Below are 18,400 nucleotides of genomic sequence, written 5' to 3' on the forward strand. Positions count from 1 at the left end.
CAGGGCACCGTGAGGTGCCCCGGAACTCGTACGGAAGCAGGCGGAGCAGGGCAGGACGGAGGTGCGTCCCCGTGGGGTCGCTCGTGTACTTCTCCAGCGTCAGCGAGAACACGCACCGGTTCGTCCAGCGGCTCGACCTGCCGGCCCTCGGCATGGACGTGCAGCGCATCCCGCTGCGTCCCACCGAGGGCTTCCTGCGCGTCGAGGAGCCGTACGTGCTCATGGTCCCGACCTACGGGGGCGGCAACGAGGGCGGTGCCGTCCCGCGCCAGGTCGTGAAGTTCCTCAACGACGTGCACAACCGGTCGTTGATCCGTGGCGTCATCGCTGCGGGCAACACCAACTTCGGCGACGCCTACTGCATCGCCGGCGACATCATCTCCGCGAAGTGCCAGGTGCCCTACCTGTACGCCTTCGAACTCCTGGGAACAGCCGAGGACGCCGTGCGCGTCCGCGACGGATTGGGACGATTTTGGCAACGACAGTCACGGATTCCGGCGTGAGCGTGGCAGGCGGTGGCACGATCACCGAGGTACCCCTGGCGAGCGCGCAGCTCGACTACCACGCGCTCAACGCGATGCTGAACCTCTACGGCCCGAACGGCGAGATCCAGTTCGACAAGGACCGCGAGGCCGCGCGCGCGTACTTCCTCCAGCACGTCAACCAGAACACGGTCTTCTTCCACGACCTGCAGGAAAAGCTCGACTACCTGGTCGAGAACAAGTACTACGACCCGGCCGTGCTGGCGAAGTACGACCGCGCGTTCGTGAAGTCCCTGTTCGAGTTCGCGTACGCCAAGAAGTTCCGCTTCGAGACGTTCCTCGGCGCCTTCAAGTACTACACGTCGTACACGCTCAAGACGTTCGACGGGAAGCGGTACCTGGAGCGCTTCGAGGACCGCGTGTGCATGGTCGCGCTCGGCCTCGCGGACGGGAACGAGCAGGCCGCGCTCGACATCGTCGAGGAGGTCATCTCGGGCCGCTTCCAGCCCGCGACCCCCACGTTCCTCAACGTCGGCAAGGCGCAGCGCGGCGAGCCCGTGTCCTGCTTCCTGCTGCGCATCGAGGACAACATGGAGTCCATCGCGCGCGGCATCAACTCGGCGCTGCAGCTCTCCAAGCGCGGCGGCGGCGTCGCCCTGCTCCTGTCGAACATCCGCGAGCACGGCGCGCCCATCAAGCACATCGAGAACCAGTCGTCCGGCGTCATCCCCGTGATGAAGCTGCTCGAGGACTCGTTCTCCTACGCGAACCAGCTCGGCGCGCGCCAGGGCGCCGGCGCCGTGTACCTGCACGCGCACCACCCGGACATCCTGCGGTTCCTCGACACCAAGCGCGAGAACGCGGACGAGAAGATCCGCATCAAGACGCTGTCGCTCGGCGTCGTGATCCCGGACATCACGTTCGAGCTCGCCAAGAAGAACGAGGACATGTACCTCTTCTCGCCGTACGACGTCGAGCGCGTCTACGGCAAGCCGTTCGCGGACATCTCGGTCACCGAGAAGTACGACGAGATGGTCGACGACTCGCGCATCCGCAAGACGAAGATCAAGGCGCGCGACTTCTTCCAGACGATCGCCGAGCTGCAGTTCGAGTCCGGCTACCCGTACATCATGTTCGAGGACACGGTGAACAAGGCGAACCCGATCAAGGGCCGCATCACCCACTCGAACCTGTGCTCGGAGATCCTCCAGGTCTCGACGCCCTCGACGTTCAACGAGGACCTCTCGTACGACCACGTCGGCCGCGACATCTCCTGCAACCTCGGCTCGCTGAACATCGCCAAGACGATGGACTCGCCGGACTTCGCGAAGACGATCGACACCGCGATCCGCGCGCTCACCGCCGTCTCGGACCAGACGAGCATCGAGTCGGTGCCGTCGGTCAAGCGCGCGAACGAGTCGGGTCACGCGATCGGCCTCGGCCAGATGAACCTCCACGGCTACCTCGCGCGCGAGCGGATCCACTACGGGTCCGAGGAGGGCATCGACTTCACGAACATCTACTTCTACACGGTCGCCTACCACGCGATCGCGGCGTCGAACCGACTCGCGATCGAGCGCGGGCGCGCGTTCGGCGGCTTCGAGGACTCGAAGTACGCGACGGGGGAGTACTTCGACAAGTACACGGACCAGGTGTGGGAGCCGGAGACCGAGCGCGTGCGCCAGCTCTTCGCCGACGCCGGCGTGCACGTGCCGACGCAGGACGACTGGAAGGCCCTCAAGGCCTCGGTCATGGAGCACGGGATCTACAACCAGAACCTCCAGGCCGTCCCGCCGACCGGCTCGATCTCCTACATCAACAACTCGACGTCCTCGATCCACCCGGTGCCGTCGAAGATCGAGATCCGCAAGGAGGGCAAGATCGGGCGCGTCTACTACCCGGCGCCCTACCTGACGAACGACAACCTCGAGTACTACGAGGACGCGTACGAGATCGGCTTCGAGAAGATCATCGACACGTACGCCGCCGCCACGCAGCACGTCGACCAGGGCCTGAGCCTCACGCTGTTCTTCAAGGACACGGTCACGACGCGCGACGTCAACCGCGCGCAGATCTACGCGTGGCGCAAGGGCATCAAGACGCTCTACTACATCCGCCTCCGCCAGATGGCCCTCGAGGGCACCGAGGTGGAGGGCTGCGTCAGCTGCATGCTGTAGTCGCCTGAGGCAACTATCGGTTGTCTCGAAGCCCGGCGCCGTCGGCCACTCTCCCGCGGAGGAGCGGCCGACGGCGCAGGTCCGGTCCCACGAAGTCGTCCCGGTCGCTCCGGGGTCAGCAGGAGAGAAGAAGGCAGATGTCGCCCACGGGGAAGCTCAAGCTCATCGATCGCGTGAGCGCGATCAACTGGAACCGTCTCGAGGACGAGAAGGACCTCGAGGTGTGGGACCGCCTCGTCGGGAACTTCTGGCTGCCGGAGAAGGTGCCGGTGTCGAACGACATCCAGTCGTGGAACACGCTCACCGCCCAGGAGCAGCAGCTCACGATGCGCGTGTTCACGGGCCTCACGCTGCTCGACACGATCCAGGGCACGGTCGGCGCGGTGTCGCTCATCCCCGACGCGATCACGCCGCACGAGGAGGCGGTGTACACCAACATCGCGTTCATGGAGTCGGTGCACGCCAAGAGCTACTCGTCGATCTTCTCGACGCTGTGCTCGACGCGCGAGATCGACGACGCGTTCCGCTGGTCGGAGGAGAACCCGAACCTCCAGCGCAAGGCCGAGATCGTCATGGAGTACTACAAGGGCGACTCGCCGCTCAAGCGCAAGGTCGCGAGCACGCTGCTCGAGTCGTTCCTCTTCTACTCCGGCTTCTACCTGCCGATGTACTGGTCGTCGCGCGCCAAGCTCACGAACACGGCCGACCTCATCCGCCTCATCATCCGCGACGAGGCCGTGCACGGGTACTACATCGGCTACAAGTTCCAGAAGGGCCTCGAGAAGCTCAGCCCCGAGGAGCGCGACGAGCTCAAGGCGTACACGTTCGAGCTGCTCTTCGAGCTCTACGACAACGAGGTGCAGTACACGGAGGACCTCTACGACGGCGTCGGGCTGACCGAGGACGTCAAGAAGTTCCTGCGGTACAACGCGAACAAGGCGCTCATGAACCTCGGCTACGAGGCGCTCTTCCCCAAGGACGAGACCGACGTCAACCCGGCGATCCTCTCGGCCCTGTCGCCGAACGCGGACGAGAACCACGACTTCTTCTCCGGGTCCGGCTCGTCGTACGTCATCGGCAAGGCCGTCAACACCGAGGACGACGACTGGGACTTCTGAGACACGTCTTCAGGACCCCTCGCCACGAGGCGACGACGGGGCCCGGCACCGCAGCAACCTGCGGTGCCGGGCCCTTCGCCGTCTGGACCCCGCACGGACCCCGCCGGACCCCGCACGGAGTCCGCCGGACCCCGCACGGGCCTCGACCTGCCGGGCGGCGGGGTGCGTCGTGGTGTCCCGGCCACGGCCGAGCTCCGCGGGCTCTCGTCGACGGCGCAAGAACGTCCCGTATCGCCCTGCGAGGGCTCCGGGCCTACCGTTCGGACGAGACGGGCGTGGCGACAGAGGGGCGACGATGACCTGGCCGATCGGGTACGTGGTGGTCGTGGTGGTCGTCGGCTGGTGCACCTTCTTCGCGGCCGTCGCCCCTCGTCGACCCCACCTGATGGCGCGGGCGAGCTGGGTCTTCGGCATGGTGGTCAACGAGGTGCCGTTCCTGGCGATGTACCTCCTGGTCGCGTCCACCGCACTGGCGGCCGTCGAGGGTGACCTGGGGACGACGGGTGGCCGGGTCACGGCCGGAGCGGCCGTCGTCGTCGCCGCGGGACTGGTGGTCGTCGCGTGGCGAGGCGTGCGCAGCGACCGGTCGGTGCGGCGGGCCTGGTGGAGGGGCTCGGCCCGGACTGGCGGGGGCGCGTGGACGCGCCGCTACGGCGGCACCGTCCCTGGGCCCGGATCCTGCTGACGCCGTTCGTGCGGACGCGCCGGGACGTGGAGCGGATCCGCAACATCGCCTACGGCGACGCCGGTCGCCGCAACCTCCTCGACCTCTACCGGCGTCGCGACGCGCCCCAGGACGCACCGGTGCTGGTCTACTTCCACGGTGGAGGGTTCACCGGAGGGGAGAAGAGCCGCGAGGCGCTGCCGCTGCTGACCTGGCTCGCGAGCCGGGGCTGGGTGTGCGTGAGCGCGAACTATCGGCTGCGCCCCGAGGTCACGTTCCCCGACCACCAGATCGACGCCAAGAAGGTCCTCGCGTGGGTCCGTGAGCACGGTCGGGAGTACGGGGCCGACCCGACGAGGATGTTCGTGGCGGGCAGCTCCGCGGGTGCGAACCTCGCCGGTCTGTGCGCACTCACCCCGGGCGACCCGCGGTTCCAGCCGGGCTTCGAGGAGGCCGACACCACGGTCTCCGGGGCGATCCTGCTGTACGGCTACTACGGGCACTACTTCGGCGCGGAGCCGGCCGGGCCACCGCCCGTCCTCCAGCCCCAGGGGTACGTCCGCGGGGAGGCGCCGCCGTTCTTCGTCGCCCACGGCAGCAAGGACGGCTGGGGGACCGTGGAGGGTGCGCGACACCTCGTGGCGCGGCTGCGACGCGCCGGCACGAACACCGTGGTCTACGCCGAGCTGCCCGGGGGTCAGCACTCGTTCGACGTCTTCCACTCGCCCCGCTTCGAGGCGGTCGTCGACGGGGTGGACGCCTTCACCGCCTGGGTCCTCGCCGAGGCCGGGCGACCCGCGGGCCCGCCGCGGGAGGGTGTCAGTCAGCGGGCCGGGGCTGCGCGCCCTCGACGGGCGGGTCGGCCGACCACGGGAACGTGATCCACAGGTCGGTGTCCTTCCAGGAGTAGTCCGGCTGGATGATCGTGCGCGGCTTGGTATACAGCACCGCGGACCGCGCCTCGGCCCCGTGGGTGCTCAGCATGTCCATGACGAGGGCGAGCGTGCGGCCGGAGTCCGCGACGTCGTCGACCACGAGCACGTGCGCTCCCGGCAGGTCGGACGTGTCCATGAGCGGGGGGAGCACGCGCGGGTCGGTGAGGGTCTGGCCGATGTCGGTGTAGAACTCGACGTTGAGCGTCCCGACGCCCTTGGTCCCGAGCGCGTACGCGACCGCGCCGCCCGGCAGGAGCCCGCCGCGCGCGACGGCGACGACGACCTCGGGCCGGAACCCGCTCGCCACGACCTGCTCGGCGAGCTCGCGTGCGGCGACGCCGAACGTCTCCCACGTGAGCACCTCGCGCTCGGGCGGGTCGGCGGGGCTCGGCGCCGACGCGTCGTCGGGTACGGCGGGGACCGGGGTCGTGGAGGCGTCCGTCATGGATCGAGAGTACGTCGTGCGACACGCGGGCCCCGCCCGGCTCGGGTCCCGACGAGCCGGGACCCCCGTCCCGGACCCGGACCGGTCCCGGACGCGACGAGGGCCGCACCCCGTGGCGGGGTGCGGCCCTCGTCGGGTCAGGCGAAGGTCACTGCGCGTCGAGGATGTCCACGACGAAGACGAGCGGGGAGTCCGCGGGGATCGTGCCGCTGCCCTGCGCGCCGTAGCCCAGCTCCGACGGGATGACGAGCAGCACCTGGCTGCCCACGGTCTGCCCGGCGAGGCCCTGCGTCCAGCCCGGGATCACCTGCTGGAGCGAGAAGCTCGTGGGGGCGCCGCGGTCCCACGACGAGTCGAAGACGGTGCCGTCGAGCAGCATGCCCGTGTAGTGGGCGGTGACGGTCTGGTCCTCGGTCACGACCGGGCCGCTGCCCTTGATGAGCGTCTGCGCGACGAGCTCGGTCGGGGCCTCGTAGCCCTCGGGGATCTCGATGGTCGGCTTGCCGGTGTCGTCGAGCGTCACGGTCGGCAGGCCCTCGGCGGGCGTGACCGCCTCGCCCTCGGCACGCGACGGGATGGTCTTCACGCCGGTGACCTCACCGATGGTGAGGTAGGTGATCGGCTCGCCGGTCGTCTGGTCCGTCGTCGGGTTGGCGAACAGGAAGCGGGTGCCGACCTTCTTGCCGACGACGACGTCGAGGAGCTGCGGGAAGATCGAGTCGTCGATGAGGAGCTGCTCGGGGGAGCCCGTCTCCCACGTCGACCCCATCCTGGCGCCGTCCGTACCGGAGAACGCGGCCGTGTGCATGGTGATCTGCTGGCCCTTGGCGATCTCGTCGCCCTCGCCGTCGTCCAGCGAGATGGCGGCCGCGGCGGAGACCTCGAACGGCTGGTCGAACTCCACGGTGGGCTCGGCGCCCGGGTCGCCGGTGACCGTCACGGCCTCGAGCGCCGCGACGTCCTCGGGCGACGACGTCGCGGCATCGCTGGCGCCGTCGGTCGCGGACGGGCTCGACGACGTCTCGTCGCCGGAGCCGCCGCCCTCCGAGGCGCAGCCGGAGAGGACGAGGGCGGCGCCCAGGGTGAGCGCGGCGACGCCGCGCAGGGTGCGGTGCTTCACGAGAGGGGGTCCTTCGGTCGGTGGGACGACGCGGGGCCGTCGGGTCTGGGCCGCACCCGCACGACGGCGGTCGTCGGCGTCCCGGGTCGGGGTCGCCTCGCGTCCGCGTGCCGGGTGCAGCACCGGCGCGGACACTCTAGCGGTCCTGCCTGGACTCCCGCTGGGAGCCGCCCCGGCCGTGTGCCCGGGGGAGAATGGGTGCATGCCGTCCCGTCGACCGTCCCGCAAGCGACCGTGGGGAGCGGAGCCCGCGCCCCTCGACCTGGACCGTGCCCTCGGCGGCGCGCGCCGCGAGTCCGGGGCCGACGGCGAGTGGCAGGTCCGCACGGTGCGCGGCGGGTCCAAGACGTACCTGTGCCCGGGGTGCAACCAGGAGATCCCGCCCGGGACGGGGCACGTCGTGGCCTGGCAGGAGGACTCGTTCTTCGGTGCCGAGACGGCGCTCGACCACCGCCGGCACTGGCACACGTCGTGCTGGCAGGCGCGCGGGCGTCGTCGGCCCCGGTAGAGGTCCGCGGCTGACGAACTAGGCTCGACCACGATGAGCACCGCACCCGAGCCCGCCGGGGCCGACGTCCCGGCCGGTCCTACCCCCATCCGGTCCCTGACGGTCCTGCCCGCGCGGCGCGAGGACGTCGAGCTGCACACCGCGGACGGGCTGACGCTCGTCGGCGAGCTCGCGCTCCCGGCCGACCGCGACCCGGTCGCGACCCTGGTCACGCTCCACCCGCTGCCGACGCACGGCGGCTACATGGACTCGCACGTGTACCGGAAGGCGGCGTGGCGCCTGCCCGCGCTCGCCGACCTCGCGGTGCTGCGGTTCAACACGCGCGGGACGTCGTCGCCGCGCGGCACGAGCGAGGGCGCGTTCGACGGCGGCGAGGCGGAGCGCTTCGACGTCGCCGCCGCGATCGAGCTCGCCGAGTTCCGCGACCTGCCGCACCGCTGGCTCGTCGGGTGGTCGTTCGGGACCGAGCTCGCGCTCAAGCACGGCACCGACCCGGCGGTGGAGGGCGCGATCCTGCTGTCGCCGCCGCTGCACCGCGCGACCGACGAGGACCTCGACCGGTGGGACGCGTTCGGCAAGCCCCTCGTCGTGCTCGTCCCCGAGCTCGACGACTACCTGCGCCCCGACGAGGCGCGCCGACGGTTCGCGCGCGTGCGCAACGCCGAGGTGATCGGCGTCGACGGCGCCAAGCACCTGTGGGTGGGGGAGTCGTCCGTGCGTCGCGTGCTCGACGAGATCGTCGGCCACGTCCGCCCCGGGTTCCCGCTGCCGCTGCCGACCGCGTGGTCCGGCGACGGGACCGCGGCCGTGACGGCCGAGCGCGACACCGCGGACTCCGACCAGGCGAGCTACGACGCGAGCCGGTCGGACGGCGTCGACGACTGACGTCCCGGCAGGACGGTCGCGGCCGTGGCACGGTGGGACGAGACCTGACGACGGAAGCACGACCTGAGGAGGACGACGTGACGACGGCCCCGCTCGAGACCTTCACGCTGCGCGAGGGGTACGGGACCCCGCTCGTGCTGCTGCACGGCTTCCCGCTGGACCACCGCATGTGGGCCGACGTCGCGGCCGCGCTGCCGGGCGAGCCCACCGTCGTCGCGGTCGACCTCCCTGGGCTCGGCGCGAGCCCGCTGGCGGGCGAGCCGGCGTCGATCGACACCTCGGCCGACGCCACCGCCGCCGCGCTCACCGCGGCGGGGATCACGCGCGCGGTCGTCGCGGGGCTGTCGATGGGCGGCTACGTCGCGCTCGCGCTCGCGGAGCGGCACCCCGACCTGGTCGCCGGGCTCGGGCTCGTGGACACCAAGTCGACCGCCGACACCGACGAGGCCCGCGCCAACCGGCTGCGCGTCGCGGACGAGGCCGCGCGGTCCCAGACCGTCGACGCCGTCCTCGGCATGCCGGGCGTGATGCTCGGCGAGACGAGCAAGGCCGCGCGCAAGCACCTCACGGCACGGCTCGAGGAGTGGATCCGCGGGCAGCGGCCCGACGGCGTCGCGTGGTCGCAGCGCGCCATGGCGGCCCGGCCGGACCGCACCCACGTCCTCGAGGGGTTCTCCGGCCCGGTGGCCGTCGTCGTGGGGGAGGAGGACGCGCTCACGCCCGCGGCCGAGGCCGAGCACATGGCCGACGCCGCACCCACGGCGCAGCTAGTCCAGGTACCCGGCGCCGGGCACATGAGCGCGGTCGAGGACCCGGCCGCCGTCGCGGACGCCCTGGCCGACCTCCTGGCCCGCGCCTCGGCCTGAGCCGGCACCCCGCGTCGGCGGGTCGGAGCGGTCAGCGGTCGTCGAGCACGAGCGCGAGCGCGTCCGCGAGGTCGATCGACTCGCCGTCCCGTCCGCCCTTGCCGAGCACGATCGGCGGGTCCGACGGCTCGACGGTCACGCCGCGCAGGCGCCCCAGCAGGCTGCCGGGCACGCCGAGCACGTAGAACTCCCCGTCCTCGCCGACGGCGACGCTGCGGTTGCGGCGCAGGTACCAGCCCGTGAGCGGGGTCCGGTAGGTGGCCGTGCCGTCGAACGAGCGGGCGCGCAGCGGCTCGGGCGCGAGACCGCGCTCACGGGCGCGGACCACGAACTCGGCGAGGAGCGCGCGTGCCGCGGCGCTCTCCCGCGCGCGCTGGCGGTCGAGCTCGCGCTGCTGGTGCGCTGCGGCCTCGGTCCGCTGCCGACGCCAGTCGTCGGCAGCGGACCCGGAGCGGCCCGTGGGGTCCGCGGAGGACACCGGTCAGGCCGAGGCGGGGGCGTCGGTCTCGGCCTCGGCGTCCACCTGGCCCGCGGGGCGACGCTTCGTCGGGGCGGCGGACGCGCCCTGCTGGTCCGGCTCGTCGGCGACGACCGGGAACTCCGCCGTCATGAGCGTCGCCGCGCGCGCCTGCTGCGCGGGCGTGCCCGCGGGGACCGCCGCCTTCTTCGCGGGAGCCTTCGCGGTCTCGGCCTCGCCGCCGAGGAGCCCGCGCAGCTCGTCGAGATAGGTGTTGATCGAGTCGTGCTGGCGCGTGAGGTCCTCGAGCTGACGTTGGGCGACGTTGCGCTGCTGCTCGGCCTCCGCCTTCGCGTCGCTCACGGTCTGGTCCGCGAACGACCGCGCCTCGGCGACGATCTGGTCGGCGTTGCGACGGGCCGTCGACATGAGGTCCTTGACGTACGAGTCGGACTCCCGGCGGACCTTCTCGGCCTGCTCCAGCGCGAGCGCGACGCGCTTCTCCGCCTCCGTCGCGTGCTCCTCGGCCGTCGAGACCAGCTTCTCCGTCTCGGCCTTGGCGGCGGCGTGGCGCTCGGCGTTCTCGCGCTCCGCCTCCTCGCGGCGACGCACGACCTCGAGCTCCGCGTCGGCGAGCGCGGTGCGGGCCTTGTCGCGCAGCTCCTCCATCTCCGACGTGACCGCGTTGGCCGCCTCGGTGGCCTTGCGCTGCGCCTCGTCGACCTGGCGCTGCGCCTCGCGGCGCGCGTTCTCCAGGAGCTCGGCGGACTCGCGCTCGGCGGCCTCGCGCTGGGCGGCGGTCTCCGCCGCGACGCGGGCACGGAGCTCGGCGGCCTCGCGCTCGGTCGTGACGCGCAGCTCGGTCGTCTCGCGCTCCGCCGTCGCGCGCAGCGTGCCGAGCTCGCGCTCGAGCGACGCGCGGCGCTCGCTCTCCTCGGTGGCGATCGCGCTCTGGATGCGAGCCGCCTCGCGCTCGGCGGAGCCGACGAGCTCCTCGGCGCGGCGCTGGGCGCTGAGGAGCGTGCCCTCGACCTCCGACGCGCTCGTGGCCCGGATCTCCTCCGACTCGAGCCGCGCGCTGTTGAGGAGCTCGGCGACCTCGTTCTCGGCGCGGGACCGCACCTGGCCGGCAGAGAGCTTCGCGCGCGCCATGATGTCGGCGGCCTGGGCGTTGGCTTGGGAGAGGATGTCGGCGGACTGCTCCTCCGCCGAGCGCATGAGCTGCTCGATGCGGGAGCCGAGGCCGGCGTACGAGGGGCGCTCCGCCTCGCGGAGCTGACGCTGCGCGTCGGAGAGCTCGCTCGTGAGCTGCATGGCGCGGGCGTCCGCGGCCTCGACGCGCGAGCGCGCGTCCTCCACGGCCTTCTCCAGCTTCGCGAGCTGTGCCTCGACCTGGACGCGGTCGTACCCGCGCATCGTGATGGGGAAGAGCGTGCGCTCGTCGGACACGTCGATGACCTCCGGTGCTGGTTCGTCGCGGCGTCCGCCGCCGGGCGGCGTCCCCTCGCGAGGAGGGAGGGCGCGGCGGTCGTGCCACGGCCCCGCCGTGCTCCGACCAGGATACGGGGATCGGGCTGTCCTGAATACCCGGATTGGAGCAGGTGAGACGATGGTCGCAGTGCTGCGGGACGGAGGGCACGGGGGAGGCCACAGGCCGGTCCGACGGCGTCGCGCGCGCTCTTCCTGAATCCCGGCTGACGAGCGTGGGACCGAGGGGAGAGGGGCTCGTGAACGGATCGTGAGGATCCGCGCACGATTCCCCGAGGTCGATCTACAAGGGGTTTCGCACCTATTCTGGAACGTCGATCGACGAAGGGAACCTCGGTGCTCCAACGAATCATCGCTGCCCTCCTGCTCGTGGGAGGGCTCGTCGCCGTCGGCCTCGGCGTCGCGTCCGCCACGGTGTGGCGGGACAGCGACACGGTCGTGGCGACCACGGCGTACACGGGGGACGGCACCCTGCTCGTCACCGAGCCCGGGGTCCTGGACCTCGTCGCCGAGGACGTGACGATCCGCGCCACGGCACCGGGCGAGCAGCAGGTGACCCTCGCGATCGGCCGCGAGGTCGACGTGACCGGCTGGGTCGGGGAGGACGCCCACGGCGTCGTCACCGGGCTCAGCGACTGGGACGCGCTCGCGACGCGCGCCGTCGAGCCGTCCGCCGCAGAGGAGACGCCCGCCGACGGCGAGACCCCGGCCGACGGAGAGTCTCCCGCCGAGGGCGAGGCGTCGGAGGAGACGCCCGCCGACGGCGAGGCCGCCGCCGAGGGCGAGACCCCCGCGGAGGGCGAGACCCCCGCCGACGACGAGACACCGGCCGAGACGACGGTCGTCGGCGTCGACCCCGCCGGGTCGGACATGTGGTTCGAGGAGTCGACGGGCGCCGGCTCGGCCAGCCTGCGCTGGTCCGACCAGCCCGGCCGCTGGCAGCTTCTCGTGGCCGGCGTGGGTGAGGGCGCCGTCGCCCCGACGCTCGAGCTGTCCTGGCCGCGCCAGGTCGAGACGCCGTTCCTGTGGCCCGGCGTGATCGGCGGCGCGGTCCTCATCCTCCTGGGCCTCGGCATCGGCGCGGCGAGCCTGCGCCCCAAGCGCCGTGGACCGTCGGGACGCGGCACCGCGACGTCGGCGACCCCGGCCGTCGCCCCGGCGGCAGCGCCGCCCGCGCCGTCGGGCGAGGGCGACGGCGCGACCTCCGACGGCGAGGTGCCCACCGACACCGCGCAGGTGCGCATGCTCACGCGGCGCGAGCTGCGCGAGCGCGAGGAGGCGGACCGCCTCGCCCAGCAGCAGGCGCGCGGGCAGAAGCCGCGTCGCGCCTGGCTCACCGGCCAGATCCCGATCGTCGCGCGCGGCGAGCGGCGGCCCAAGACCGCGGCGCAGCCGACCGTCGACGCCGCGGACGCGCACCCGACCAGCCAGGACAGCGCGGCGACACGTGCCGACGCCTGGCGCCGGGCGTGGGGATTCACCCCTGGTACGGGGGCGGGCGAGACCGCGGACCCGCAGCGCGACACGGACGAGACGAAGGACAGCACCCGATGACCAGCACCGCCCGCGACACGGCCCGCGCCCGCCGCGCCCGCCGTCCCCTCGCCGGGGTGGCCGGCGGTCTGGTCGGCGCGCTCCTCCTCGCCGCCTGCTCCGCACCTCTGCCGACGCCGCAGCCGGACCCCACCCAGGACCCCCCGCCTCCCGTCCTCTCCGAGGCGCAGGAGACCGAGGTGCTCGACGCGGTCGCCTCGGCGCTCGCCGCGGCGAGCGAGGCGAACGACCCGGCGCAGCTCGACGCGCGCGTCACCGGCCCGGCGCTCGCGATCCGCACGAGCCAGCTCGCCGTCGCCGCAGCACGCGGCAACGCCGACCTCGTGACGGAGCTCCCCACCGAGGCGCAGCAGGTCGTCATCCCGACGACGCAGACCTGGCCGCGCACCTCGTACGCCGTGAGCGTCCAGCCCGAGAGCCTGCAGACCCCGCGCCTGTCCGTCCTCGAGCAGGCCGGCGCACGGGATCCCTACCAGCTCTGGGCCTGGGTGCGGCTCCTGCCTGGCGTGACCATGCCGAGCTTCGCCGACCCGAGCATCGGGAGCGAGGCCGTCGCCCCCGACGACTCGAGCCTCCTCGTCACGCCCACGGACGCCGTCGCGCAGTACGCCGACGTGCTCAACCTCGGGACCGGGTCGGGCTTCGTCGGCACCTTCGAGGACGACTCCTTCCGGACGCTGCTCGCGGAGCGCGCCCAGGCCTGGGCCACGGCTCTCGAGCCCGCCGCCGGCGCGTACGCGCTGACGTTCACCCCGAACGCCGACGAGCAGGTCCGCTCGGTGCGCACCGCGGACGGTGGCGCGCTCGTCGTGGGCGCCATGACGTCGCAGGAGACGATGACGGCGGAGGAGGGCGCGCAGGTCCCCCCCGACACCGAGACGATCAAGGCGCTCTACGGTGGCGCCGCGCCGACGAACGTTCTCAAGGTGGGCTACGTGGACGTCGTCGCCCTCTACGTCCCGCCGGCCGGGTCGGAGGAGAAGATCCGCGTCGTGGGCAACGAGCACGTCGCGACGTCGGTGGCGAACGCCTGACGCTCCGTAGGATTGCGACCATGAGCGAACCTACCCAGCCCGCTTTCGACGTGCGCGGAGCGGTCGACCTGTCCGCGCTGACCCGCCCGCAGTCCCCGCCGCCGGGGGAGGAGGGCGGCGCGCCCGCGGCCGGAGGCTACGTCGTCGACGTCACGGACGAGACGTTCGGCCAGCTCGTCCAGGACTCGACGCAGTACCCGGTCGTCGTCCTGCTGTGGATCCCGACCGACCAGGCGAACGCCCAGCTCGGCACCGACCTCGGCGCGCTCGCCGACGAGTACGCCGGCCGCTTCCTCCTGGCCCGCGTCGACGCCCAGACCTACCCGCAGATCACGGCGGCGTTCCAGGTGCAGGGCGTCCCGACGGTCGTCGCCATCCTCCAGGGCCAGCCGGTACCGCTGTTCCAGGGCGCCGCGCCTGCCGAGCAGGTGCGCTCGGTGATCGAGCAGGTGCTCCAGGCCGCGGAGGCGAACGGCGTCACCGGCCGCGTCCCGGCCCAGGGCGGCGACGGCGAGCCGGTGCCCGCCGAGCCCGCCCCGGAGCCCGAGCCCGAGCTGCCGCCGCTGCACCAGGAGGCGTACGACGCGATCGAGCGCGACGACCTCGACGCCGCCGTGGCGGCCTACGAGAAGGCGATCAAGCAGGACCCGCGGGACGCGCTCGCCGTCGCCGGGCTCGCGCAGGTCCGCCTCCTGCAGCGGACGCGTGACGCCGACCTCGCGACCGTCCGCGCCGCGGCCGCGGACGCCCCGGGGGACGTCGACGCGCAGCTCGCCATCGCCGACCTCGACATCCTCGGCGGTCACGTCGACGATGCGCTCGGCCGCCTGCTCGACCTCCTCCCCGGCGCGGACGCCGACGCCAAGGAGAAGCTCCGCGTCCGCCTCCTCGACTACTTCGAGGTCGTCGGCCCCACCGACCCCCGCGTCGGCAAGGCCCGCCAGCGCCTCGCGATCAGCCTGTACTGACGCACCTGCACCTGCACCTGCACCTGCACCTGCACACGGACGCGGACGATCGGCGGCCGGTCACCCACGGTGACCGGCCGCCGTCGCGCTGAGGAGGCAGCGCAGGAGGTGGGACGAAGCCGGGTGGGTGGGGTGATGGCGCCGGGTCGTGGCGGGCCTGGCGGGAGCCGCGAGGAACGAGCGGCGGATGGTAGACCCGGCGCCGCCACCCCACCCACCACCCAGGGCGACCAGGCCTCGACGTCGGCAGACCAGGCCTCGACGTCGGCAGACCAGACCTCTACCTCGGCGACGGGACGAGGTACAGCGCGCCGAGCGGGGGCAGGCGCAGGGTCGCGGAGTGCGCGCGGCCCTTCCACGGGACGGCCTCCGCCTCGACCTCGCCGAGGTTGCCGACACCCGACCCGCCGTAGACCTCGGCGTCGGTGTTGAGCACCTCGCGCCACGCGCCGCCCGACGGCAGGGGGAGGCGGTAGCCCTCGTGCGGCGTGCCGGCGAAGTTCACGACGACGGCGACCTCGCCCCCGTCGCGCCCGCGGCGCACGTAGGCGAGGACGTTGTGGTCGGCGTCGTCGGCGTCCAGCCATTCGAAGCCTGCCGGGTCGTGGTCGAGCTCCCAGAGCGCGGGGGTCGCGCGGTAGAGCGCGTTGAGGTCGCGCACGGCGCGCTGGACGCCCTGCCGCCCGGGGTCGGCGGCGAGACCGTCCCAGTCGAGGGAGCGGCCCTCGTTCCACTCGGAGTGCTGGCCGATCTCGCTGCCCATGAAGAGGAGCTGCTTGCCGGGGTGGGACCACTGGTAGGCGAGGAACGCGCGGACGCCGGCGCGCTTCTGCCAGTCGTCGCCGGGCATCTTCCCGTAGAGCGAGCCCTTGCCGTGCACGACCTCGTCGTGGCTGATGGGCAGCACGAACTGCTCGGAGTAGGCGTAGACCATCGAGAACGTGATCTCGTGGTGGTGGTAGCGGCGGTTGATCGGCTCCTCGGCGACGTAGCGCAGGGAGTCGTTCATCCAGCCCATGTTCCACTTGAGCCCGAACCCGAGGCCGCCGGACGACGTGGGCCGGGTGACGCCCGGCCACGCCGTCGACTCCTCGGCGATCATCATGACGCCGGGCGTGCGCCGGTAGGCGGTCGCGTTGGCCTCCTGGAGGAACGCGATGGCCTCGAGGTTCTCGCGCCCGCCGTGCACGTTGGGGTGCCACTGGCCCGGGCCACGCGAGTAGTCGAGGTAGAGCATGGACGCGACGGCGTCGACGCGCAGCGCGTCGACGTGGAACTCCTCGAGCCAGTACGTCGCGTTGGCGACGAGGAAGTTGCGGACCTCGTTGCGCCCGAAGTCGAAGACGAAGGTGCCCCAGTCGGGCTGCTCGCCGCGCAAGGGGTCGGCGTGCTCGTAGCAGGGCGTGCCGTCGAACCGCGCGAGGGCCCACTCGTCGCGCGGGAAGTGCGCGGGGACCCAGTCGACGACGACGCCGACGCCCGCGGCGTGCAGGCGGTCGACGAGGTACCGGAAGTCGTCGGGGTGCCCGAAGCGTGAGGTCGGGGCGTAGTAGCCGGTGACCTGGTAGCCCCACGACCCGCCGAACGGGTGCTCGGCGACGGGCAGGAGCTCGACGTGGGTGAACCCCTGCTCGACGACGTACGCCGTGAGCTGCTCCGCCAGGTCGCGGTAGGACAGCCCCTGACGCCACGACCCGAGGTGGACCTCGTAGATGCTGAGGGGCTGCGTGTGCGGGTCGTGGGCGGCGCGCGCGGCGAGCCAGTCGTCGTCGGTCCACGCGAACTGCGACTCGACGACGATGCTGGCCGTCGCGGGCGGCACCTCCGCGCCCTTGGCGAGCGGGTCGGCCTTCTGGCGCCACGAGCCGTCGGGGCCGAGGATCTCGTACTTGTAGCGTGCGCCCGCGCCCACGCCAGGGACGAACAGCTCCCAGACGCCGCTCGAGCCGAGCGAGCGCATCGGGTGCGTCGCGCCCCAGCCGTTGAAGTCGCCGATGACGCGGACCGCGCGCGCGTTGGGCGCCCACACGGCGAACGCGGTGCCGGCGGTGTCGCCGAGCGCGCTGGGGTACGTGCGCAGGTTGGCGCCGAGCACGCGCCACAGCTCCTCGTGCCGGCCTTCCCGGAGGAGGTGCAGGTCCACCTCGCCGAGCGTGGGCAGGAACCGGTAGGGGTCGTCGGCGGTGGTGGCCTCGTGGCCGTAGCGCGCCCGGACGCGGTAGTCGGGGGCGTGCCGGGTGCCGTCGGCGTCCTGGTGCACGGGCACGACGGCGGCCCACACGCCGTCCTGCTCGTGCGCCGCGGGGTGCTCGCCGTCGGTCGTGACGACGACGACCTCGTCGGCGAGCGGGCGCAGCACCCGGACGACGGCGCGCGCGTCGTCGGCGTCGGGCGCGAGGTGCGGGCCGAGCACGGCGTGCGGGTCGAACGTGCGCCCGGCGGCCGCGGCCGCGAGCGCGTCCGGCGGCACGACGACGGGCGGCGGGGCGGGGGAGGCGGCGGACCCGGTCATGGGCCCAACCTTTCCACGTCTGCGGCACCGGGACACGACGGGCTCGCCGGGCGGTCGCAGTAGGCTCGCGACCTGGAGGAAGGAGTGTCGTGGCGAGGATCACCATCGCGGACATCGCGCGGGAGGCCGGGGTCTCGACCGGCGCGGTGTCGTACGCGCTGAACAACCGGCCGGGGGTGTCGGAGGCGACCCGCGCACGGATCCTCGCGATCGCGTCGGACCTGGGCTGGGCCCCCAGCTCCGCGGCGCGGTCCCTCTCGGGCGCGCGGACGGAGACCGTCGGGCTGGTGCTCGCGAGGGACCCCGGGATGCTCGGGGTCGAGTCGTTCTACATGCAGTTCCTCGCCGGCATCGAGTCGGAGCTGTCGCAGCGCTCGTACGCCCTCCTCCTGCAGGTCGTGCCGGACCAGGAGACGGAGCTGCGGGCGTATCGCGCGTGGCGTGCGGCCCGGCGGGTCGACGGCGTGATCCTGGTCGACCCGAGCGTCGACGACCCGCGCATCGCGATGTTCTCGGAGCCGGAGGCGCTGCCCGCGGTCGTCGTGGGGGACCCGGCGCTCGCGGGCGGCCTGACGAACGTCTGGACGGACGACGCCGCGGCCGTCCGCGAGTCGGTGCGGTACCTGCATGCCGTCGGGCACCGCCGGATCGCGCGGGTCGCGGGGCTGGAGGGGTTCGGCCACACCGGGATCCGCGACGAGGCGTTCCGCGACGAGATCGCGACGCTCGGTGCGGAGGGTGTGGTGGTCCGGACCGACTACTCGGCGGTCCAGGGTGCGGTGGCGACCCGCACGCTCCTCACCGGGACGGACGCGCCCACGGCGATCATCTACGACAACGACGTCATGGCGGTCGCGGGGCTGGGGGTCGCGAGCGAGATCGGCGTCCGCGTGCCGCAGGACGTGTCGATGATCGCCTGGGACGACTCGCCGTTGTGCGAGGCGACGTTCCCGCGGCTGTCGGCGCTGAGCCACGACGTGACGCGGTACGGCGCGCACGTGGCCCGGCGCCTGTTCGACCGGATCGAGGGGAAGGTCGGGGGAAGCTTCCTCGACTCCACGCCGACGCTGCGCCCGCGCGGCACGACGGCACGCCGCTCGTCCTGACGCGCTTCACCACTCCTCGCACGAGCCTGGGGTCCGATATCTGTTCGTTATAGATCGCCGGTGGACTTACGAGAACTTAAG

General features: G+C 72.7%; 17 protein-coding genes. 12 read left to right on the forward strand and 5 right to left on the reverse strand.

What is annotated here, in order from left to right:
* Nucleotides 1–71 precede the first annotated feature (71 nt).
* The 5 genes from nrdI to ACZ402_RS04930 all read left to right on the forward strand — a co-directional run bounded on the left by nrdI (nucleotide 72) and on the right by ACZ402_RS04930 (nucleotide 5,322).
* Nucleotides 72–503, forward strand: coding sequence for a class Ib ribonucleoside-diphosphate reductase assembly flavoprotein NrdI (gene nrdI / locus ACZ402_RS04910; RefSeq protein WP_024839279.1), 432 nt, complete (start codon nucleotides 72–74; stop codon nucleotides 501–503).
* Complete coding sequence (nrdE, locus tag ACZ402_RS04915) at nucleotides 500–2,659, forward strand: class 1b ribonucleoside-diphosphate reductase subunit alpha (protein ID WP_465272283.1); 2,160 nt, start codon at nucleotides 500–502, stop codon at nucleotides 2,657–2,659. Before nrdI ends, nrdE begins: the two co-directional genes overlap by 4 nt.
* 137 nt (nucleotides 2,660–2,796) lie before the next feature.
* Entirely contained in the window at nucleotides 2,797–3,777 is a 981-nt protein-coding gene (gene nrdF, locus ACZ402_RS04920) for a class 1b ribonucleoside-diphosphate reductase subunit beta (RefSeq protein WP_375824296.1), read from the forward strand.
* Nucleotides 3,778–4,072: 295 nt separating this feature from the next.
* Nucleotides 4,073–4,462 (forward strand): hypothetical protein, encoded by a 390-nt coding sequence (locus ACZ402_RS04925; protein ID WP_375824297.1) that lies wholly within the window; start codon nucleotides 4,073–4,075, stop codon nucleotides 4,460–4,462.
* Nucleotides 4,463–4,488: 26 nt separating this feature from the next.
* Nucleotides 4,489–5,322: an alpha/beta hydrolase gene (locus ACZ402_RS04930; protein WP_375824298.1), complete on the forward strand. Its 834-nt coding sequence runs from the start codon at nucleotides 4,489–4,491 to the stop codon at nucleotides 5,320–5,322.
* Here ACZ402_RS04930 and ACZ402_RS04935 read toward each other — a convergent pair.
* Both ACZ402_RS04935 and ACZ402_RS04940 read right to left on the reverse strand, forming a co-directional pair.
* Nucleotides 5,261–5,821 carry a phosphoribosyltransferase gene (locus tag ACZ402_RS04935; RefSeq protein WP_375824299.1) on the reverse strand — a complete coding sequence of 187 codons (561 nt, stop codon included), beginning with the start codon at nucleotides 5,819–5,821 and terminating at the stop codon, nucleotides 5,261–5,263. The two genes, ACZ402_RS04930 and ACZ402_RS04935, sit on opposite strands and share 62 nt — an antisense overlap.
* Nucleotides 5,822–5,969: 148 nt before the next feature.
* Nucleotides 5,970–6,941, reverse strand: a complete 972-nt coding sequence (locus ACZ402_RS04940) for an FKBP-type peptidyl-prolyl cis-trans isomerase (protein WP_375824300.1) — start codon at nucleotides 6,939–6,941, stop codon at nucleotides 5,970–5,972.
* A gap of 202 nt (nucleotides 6,942–7,143) precedes the next feature.
* On the opposite strand from ACZ402_RS04940, the gene ACZ402_RS04945 reads away from it, so the two are divergent.
* The 3 genes from ACZ402_RS04945 to ACZ402_RS04955 all read left to right on the forward strand — a co-directional run bounded on the left by ACZ402_RS04945 (nucleotide 7,144) and on the right by ACZ402_RS04955 (nucleotide 9,200).
* Nucleotides 7,144–7,449 carry a hypothetical protein gene (locus ACZ402_RS04945; RefSeq protein WP_047232918.1) on the forward strand — a complete coding sequence of 102 codons (306 nt, stop codon included), beginning with the start codon at nucleotides 7,144–7,146 and terminating at the stop codon, nucleotides 7,447–7,449.
* Nucleotides 7,450–7,482: 33 nt separating this feature from the next.
* On the forward strand, nucleotides 7,483–8,334 hold the full coding sequence (locus tag ACZ402_RS04950; protein WP_375824301.1) for an alpha/beta hydrolase: 852 nt from the start codon (nucleotides 7,483–7,485) through the stop codon (nucleotides 8,332–8,334).
* Between the two features lie 77 nt (nucleotides 8,335–8,411).
* Entirely contained in the window at nucleotides 8,412–9,200 is a 789-nt protein-coding gene (locus ACZ402_RS04955; RefSeq protein WP_375824302.1) for an alpha/beta fold hydrolase, read from the forward strand.
* A 31-nt stretch (nucleotides 9,201–9,231) separates the two neighbouring features.
* On the opposite strand, the gene ACZ402_RS04960 is transcribed toward ACZ402_RS04955, so the two are convergent.
* Complete coding sequence (locus tag ACZ402_RS04960) at nucleotides 9,232–9,678, reverse strand: hypothetical protein (protein ID WP_375824303.1); 447 nt, start codon at nucleotides 9,676–9,678, stop codon at nucleotides 9,232–9,234.
* A gap of 3 nt (nucleotides 9,679–9,681) precedes the next feature.
* On the reverse strand, nucleotides 9,682–11,106 hold the full coding sequence (locus ACZ402_RS04965) for a hypothetical protein (protein WP_375824304.1): 1,425 nt from the start codon (nucleotides 11,104–11,106) through the stop codon (nucleotides 9,682–9,684).
* Between the two features lie 375 nt (nucleotides 11,107–11,481).
* Between ACZ402_RS04965 and ACZ402_RS04970 the strand changes: the two genes are divergently transcribed.
* The 3 genes from ACZ402_RS04970 to ACZ402_RS04980 are packed head-to-tail and all read left to right on the forward strand — an operon-like array spanning nucleotide 11,482 to nucleotide 14,701.
* The gene (locus ACZ402_RS04970) at nucleotides 11,482–12,699 is read left to right on the forward strand and encodes a hypothetical protein (RefSeq protein WP_375824305.1); all 1,218 of its coding nucleotides are present in this window, start codon (nucleotides 11,482–11,484) and stop codon (nucleotides 12,697–12,699) included.
* Nucleotides 12,696–13,733 (forward strand): DUF8094 domain-containing protein, encoded by a 1,038-nt coding sequence (locus tag ACZ402_RS04975; protein WP_375824306.1) that lies wholly within the window; start codon nucleotides 12,696–12,698, stop codon nucleotides 13,731–13,733. Before ACZ402_RS04970 ends, ACZ402_RS04975 begins: the two co-directional genes overlap by 4 nt.
* A gap of 20 nt (nucleotides 13,734–13,753) precedes the next feature.
* Nucleotides 13,754–14,701, forward strand: coding sequence for a co-chaperone YbbN (locus ACZ402_RS04980; RefSeq protein ID WP_375824307.1), 948 nt, complete (start codon nucleotides 13,754–13,756; stop codon nucleotides 14,699–14,701).
* A gap of 280 nt (nucleotides 14,702–14,981) precedes the next feature.
* On the opposite strand, the gene glgB is transcribed toward ACZ402_RS04980, so the two are convergent.
* Nucleotides 14,982–17,213 (reverse strand): 1,4-alpha-glucan branching protein GlgB, encoded by a 2,232-nt coding sequence (gene glgB / locus ACZ402_RS04985; RefSeq protein WP_375824308.1) that lies wholly within the window; start codon nucleotides 17,211–17,213, stop codon nucleotides 14,982–14,984.
* Nucleotides 17,214–17,302: 89 nt separating this feature from the next.
* Here glgB and ACZ402_RS04990 point away from each other — a divergent pair, with 89 nt between their 5' ends.
* Nucleotides 17,303–18,319, forward strand: coding sequence for a LacI family DNA-binding transcriptional regulator (locus ACZ402_RS04990; RefSeq protein WP_375824309.1), 1,017 nt, complete (start codon nucleotides 17,303–17,305; stop codon nucleotides 18,317–18,319).
* The last annotated feature ends 81 nt before the right edge of the window (nucleotides 18,320–18,400 follow it).

The organism is Cellulosimicrobium sp. NPDC030954 (assembly GCF_055571305.1).

Coding starts and splice junctions, on each gene's coding strand:
- ACZ402_RS04950 (WP_375824301.1), top strand. CDS start 7,483: ATGAGCACCGCACCCGAGCCCGCCGGGGCCGACGTCCCGGCCGGTCCT.
- ACZ402_RS04935 (WP_375824299.1), bottom strand. CDS start 5,821: ATGACGGACGCCTCCACGACCCCGGTCCCCGCCGTACCCGACGACGCG.
- ACZ402_RS04975 (WP_375824306.1), top strand. CDS start 12,696: ATGACCAGCACCGCCCGCGACACGGCCCGCGCCCGCCGCGCCCGCCGT.
- ACZ402_RS04945 (WP_047232918.1), top strand. CDS start 7,144: ATGCCGTCCCGTCGACCGTCCCGCAAGCGACCGTGGGGAGCGGAGCCC.
- ACZ402_RS04980 (WP_375824307.1), top strand. CDS start 13,754: ATGAGCGAACCTACCCAGCCCGCTTTCGACGTGCGCGGAGCGGTCGAC.
- ACZ402_RS04925 (WP_375824297.1), top strand. CDS start 4,073: ATGACCTGGCCGATCGGGTACGTGGTGGTCGTGGTGGTCGTCGGCTGG.
- nrdF (WP_375824296.1), top strand. CDS start 2,797: ATGTCGCCCACGGGGAAGCTCAAGCTCATCGATCGCGTGAGCGCGATC.
- glgB (WP_375824308.1), bottom strand. CDS start 17,213: ATGACCGGGTCCGCCGCCTCCCCCGCCCCGCCGCCCGTCGTCGTGCCG.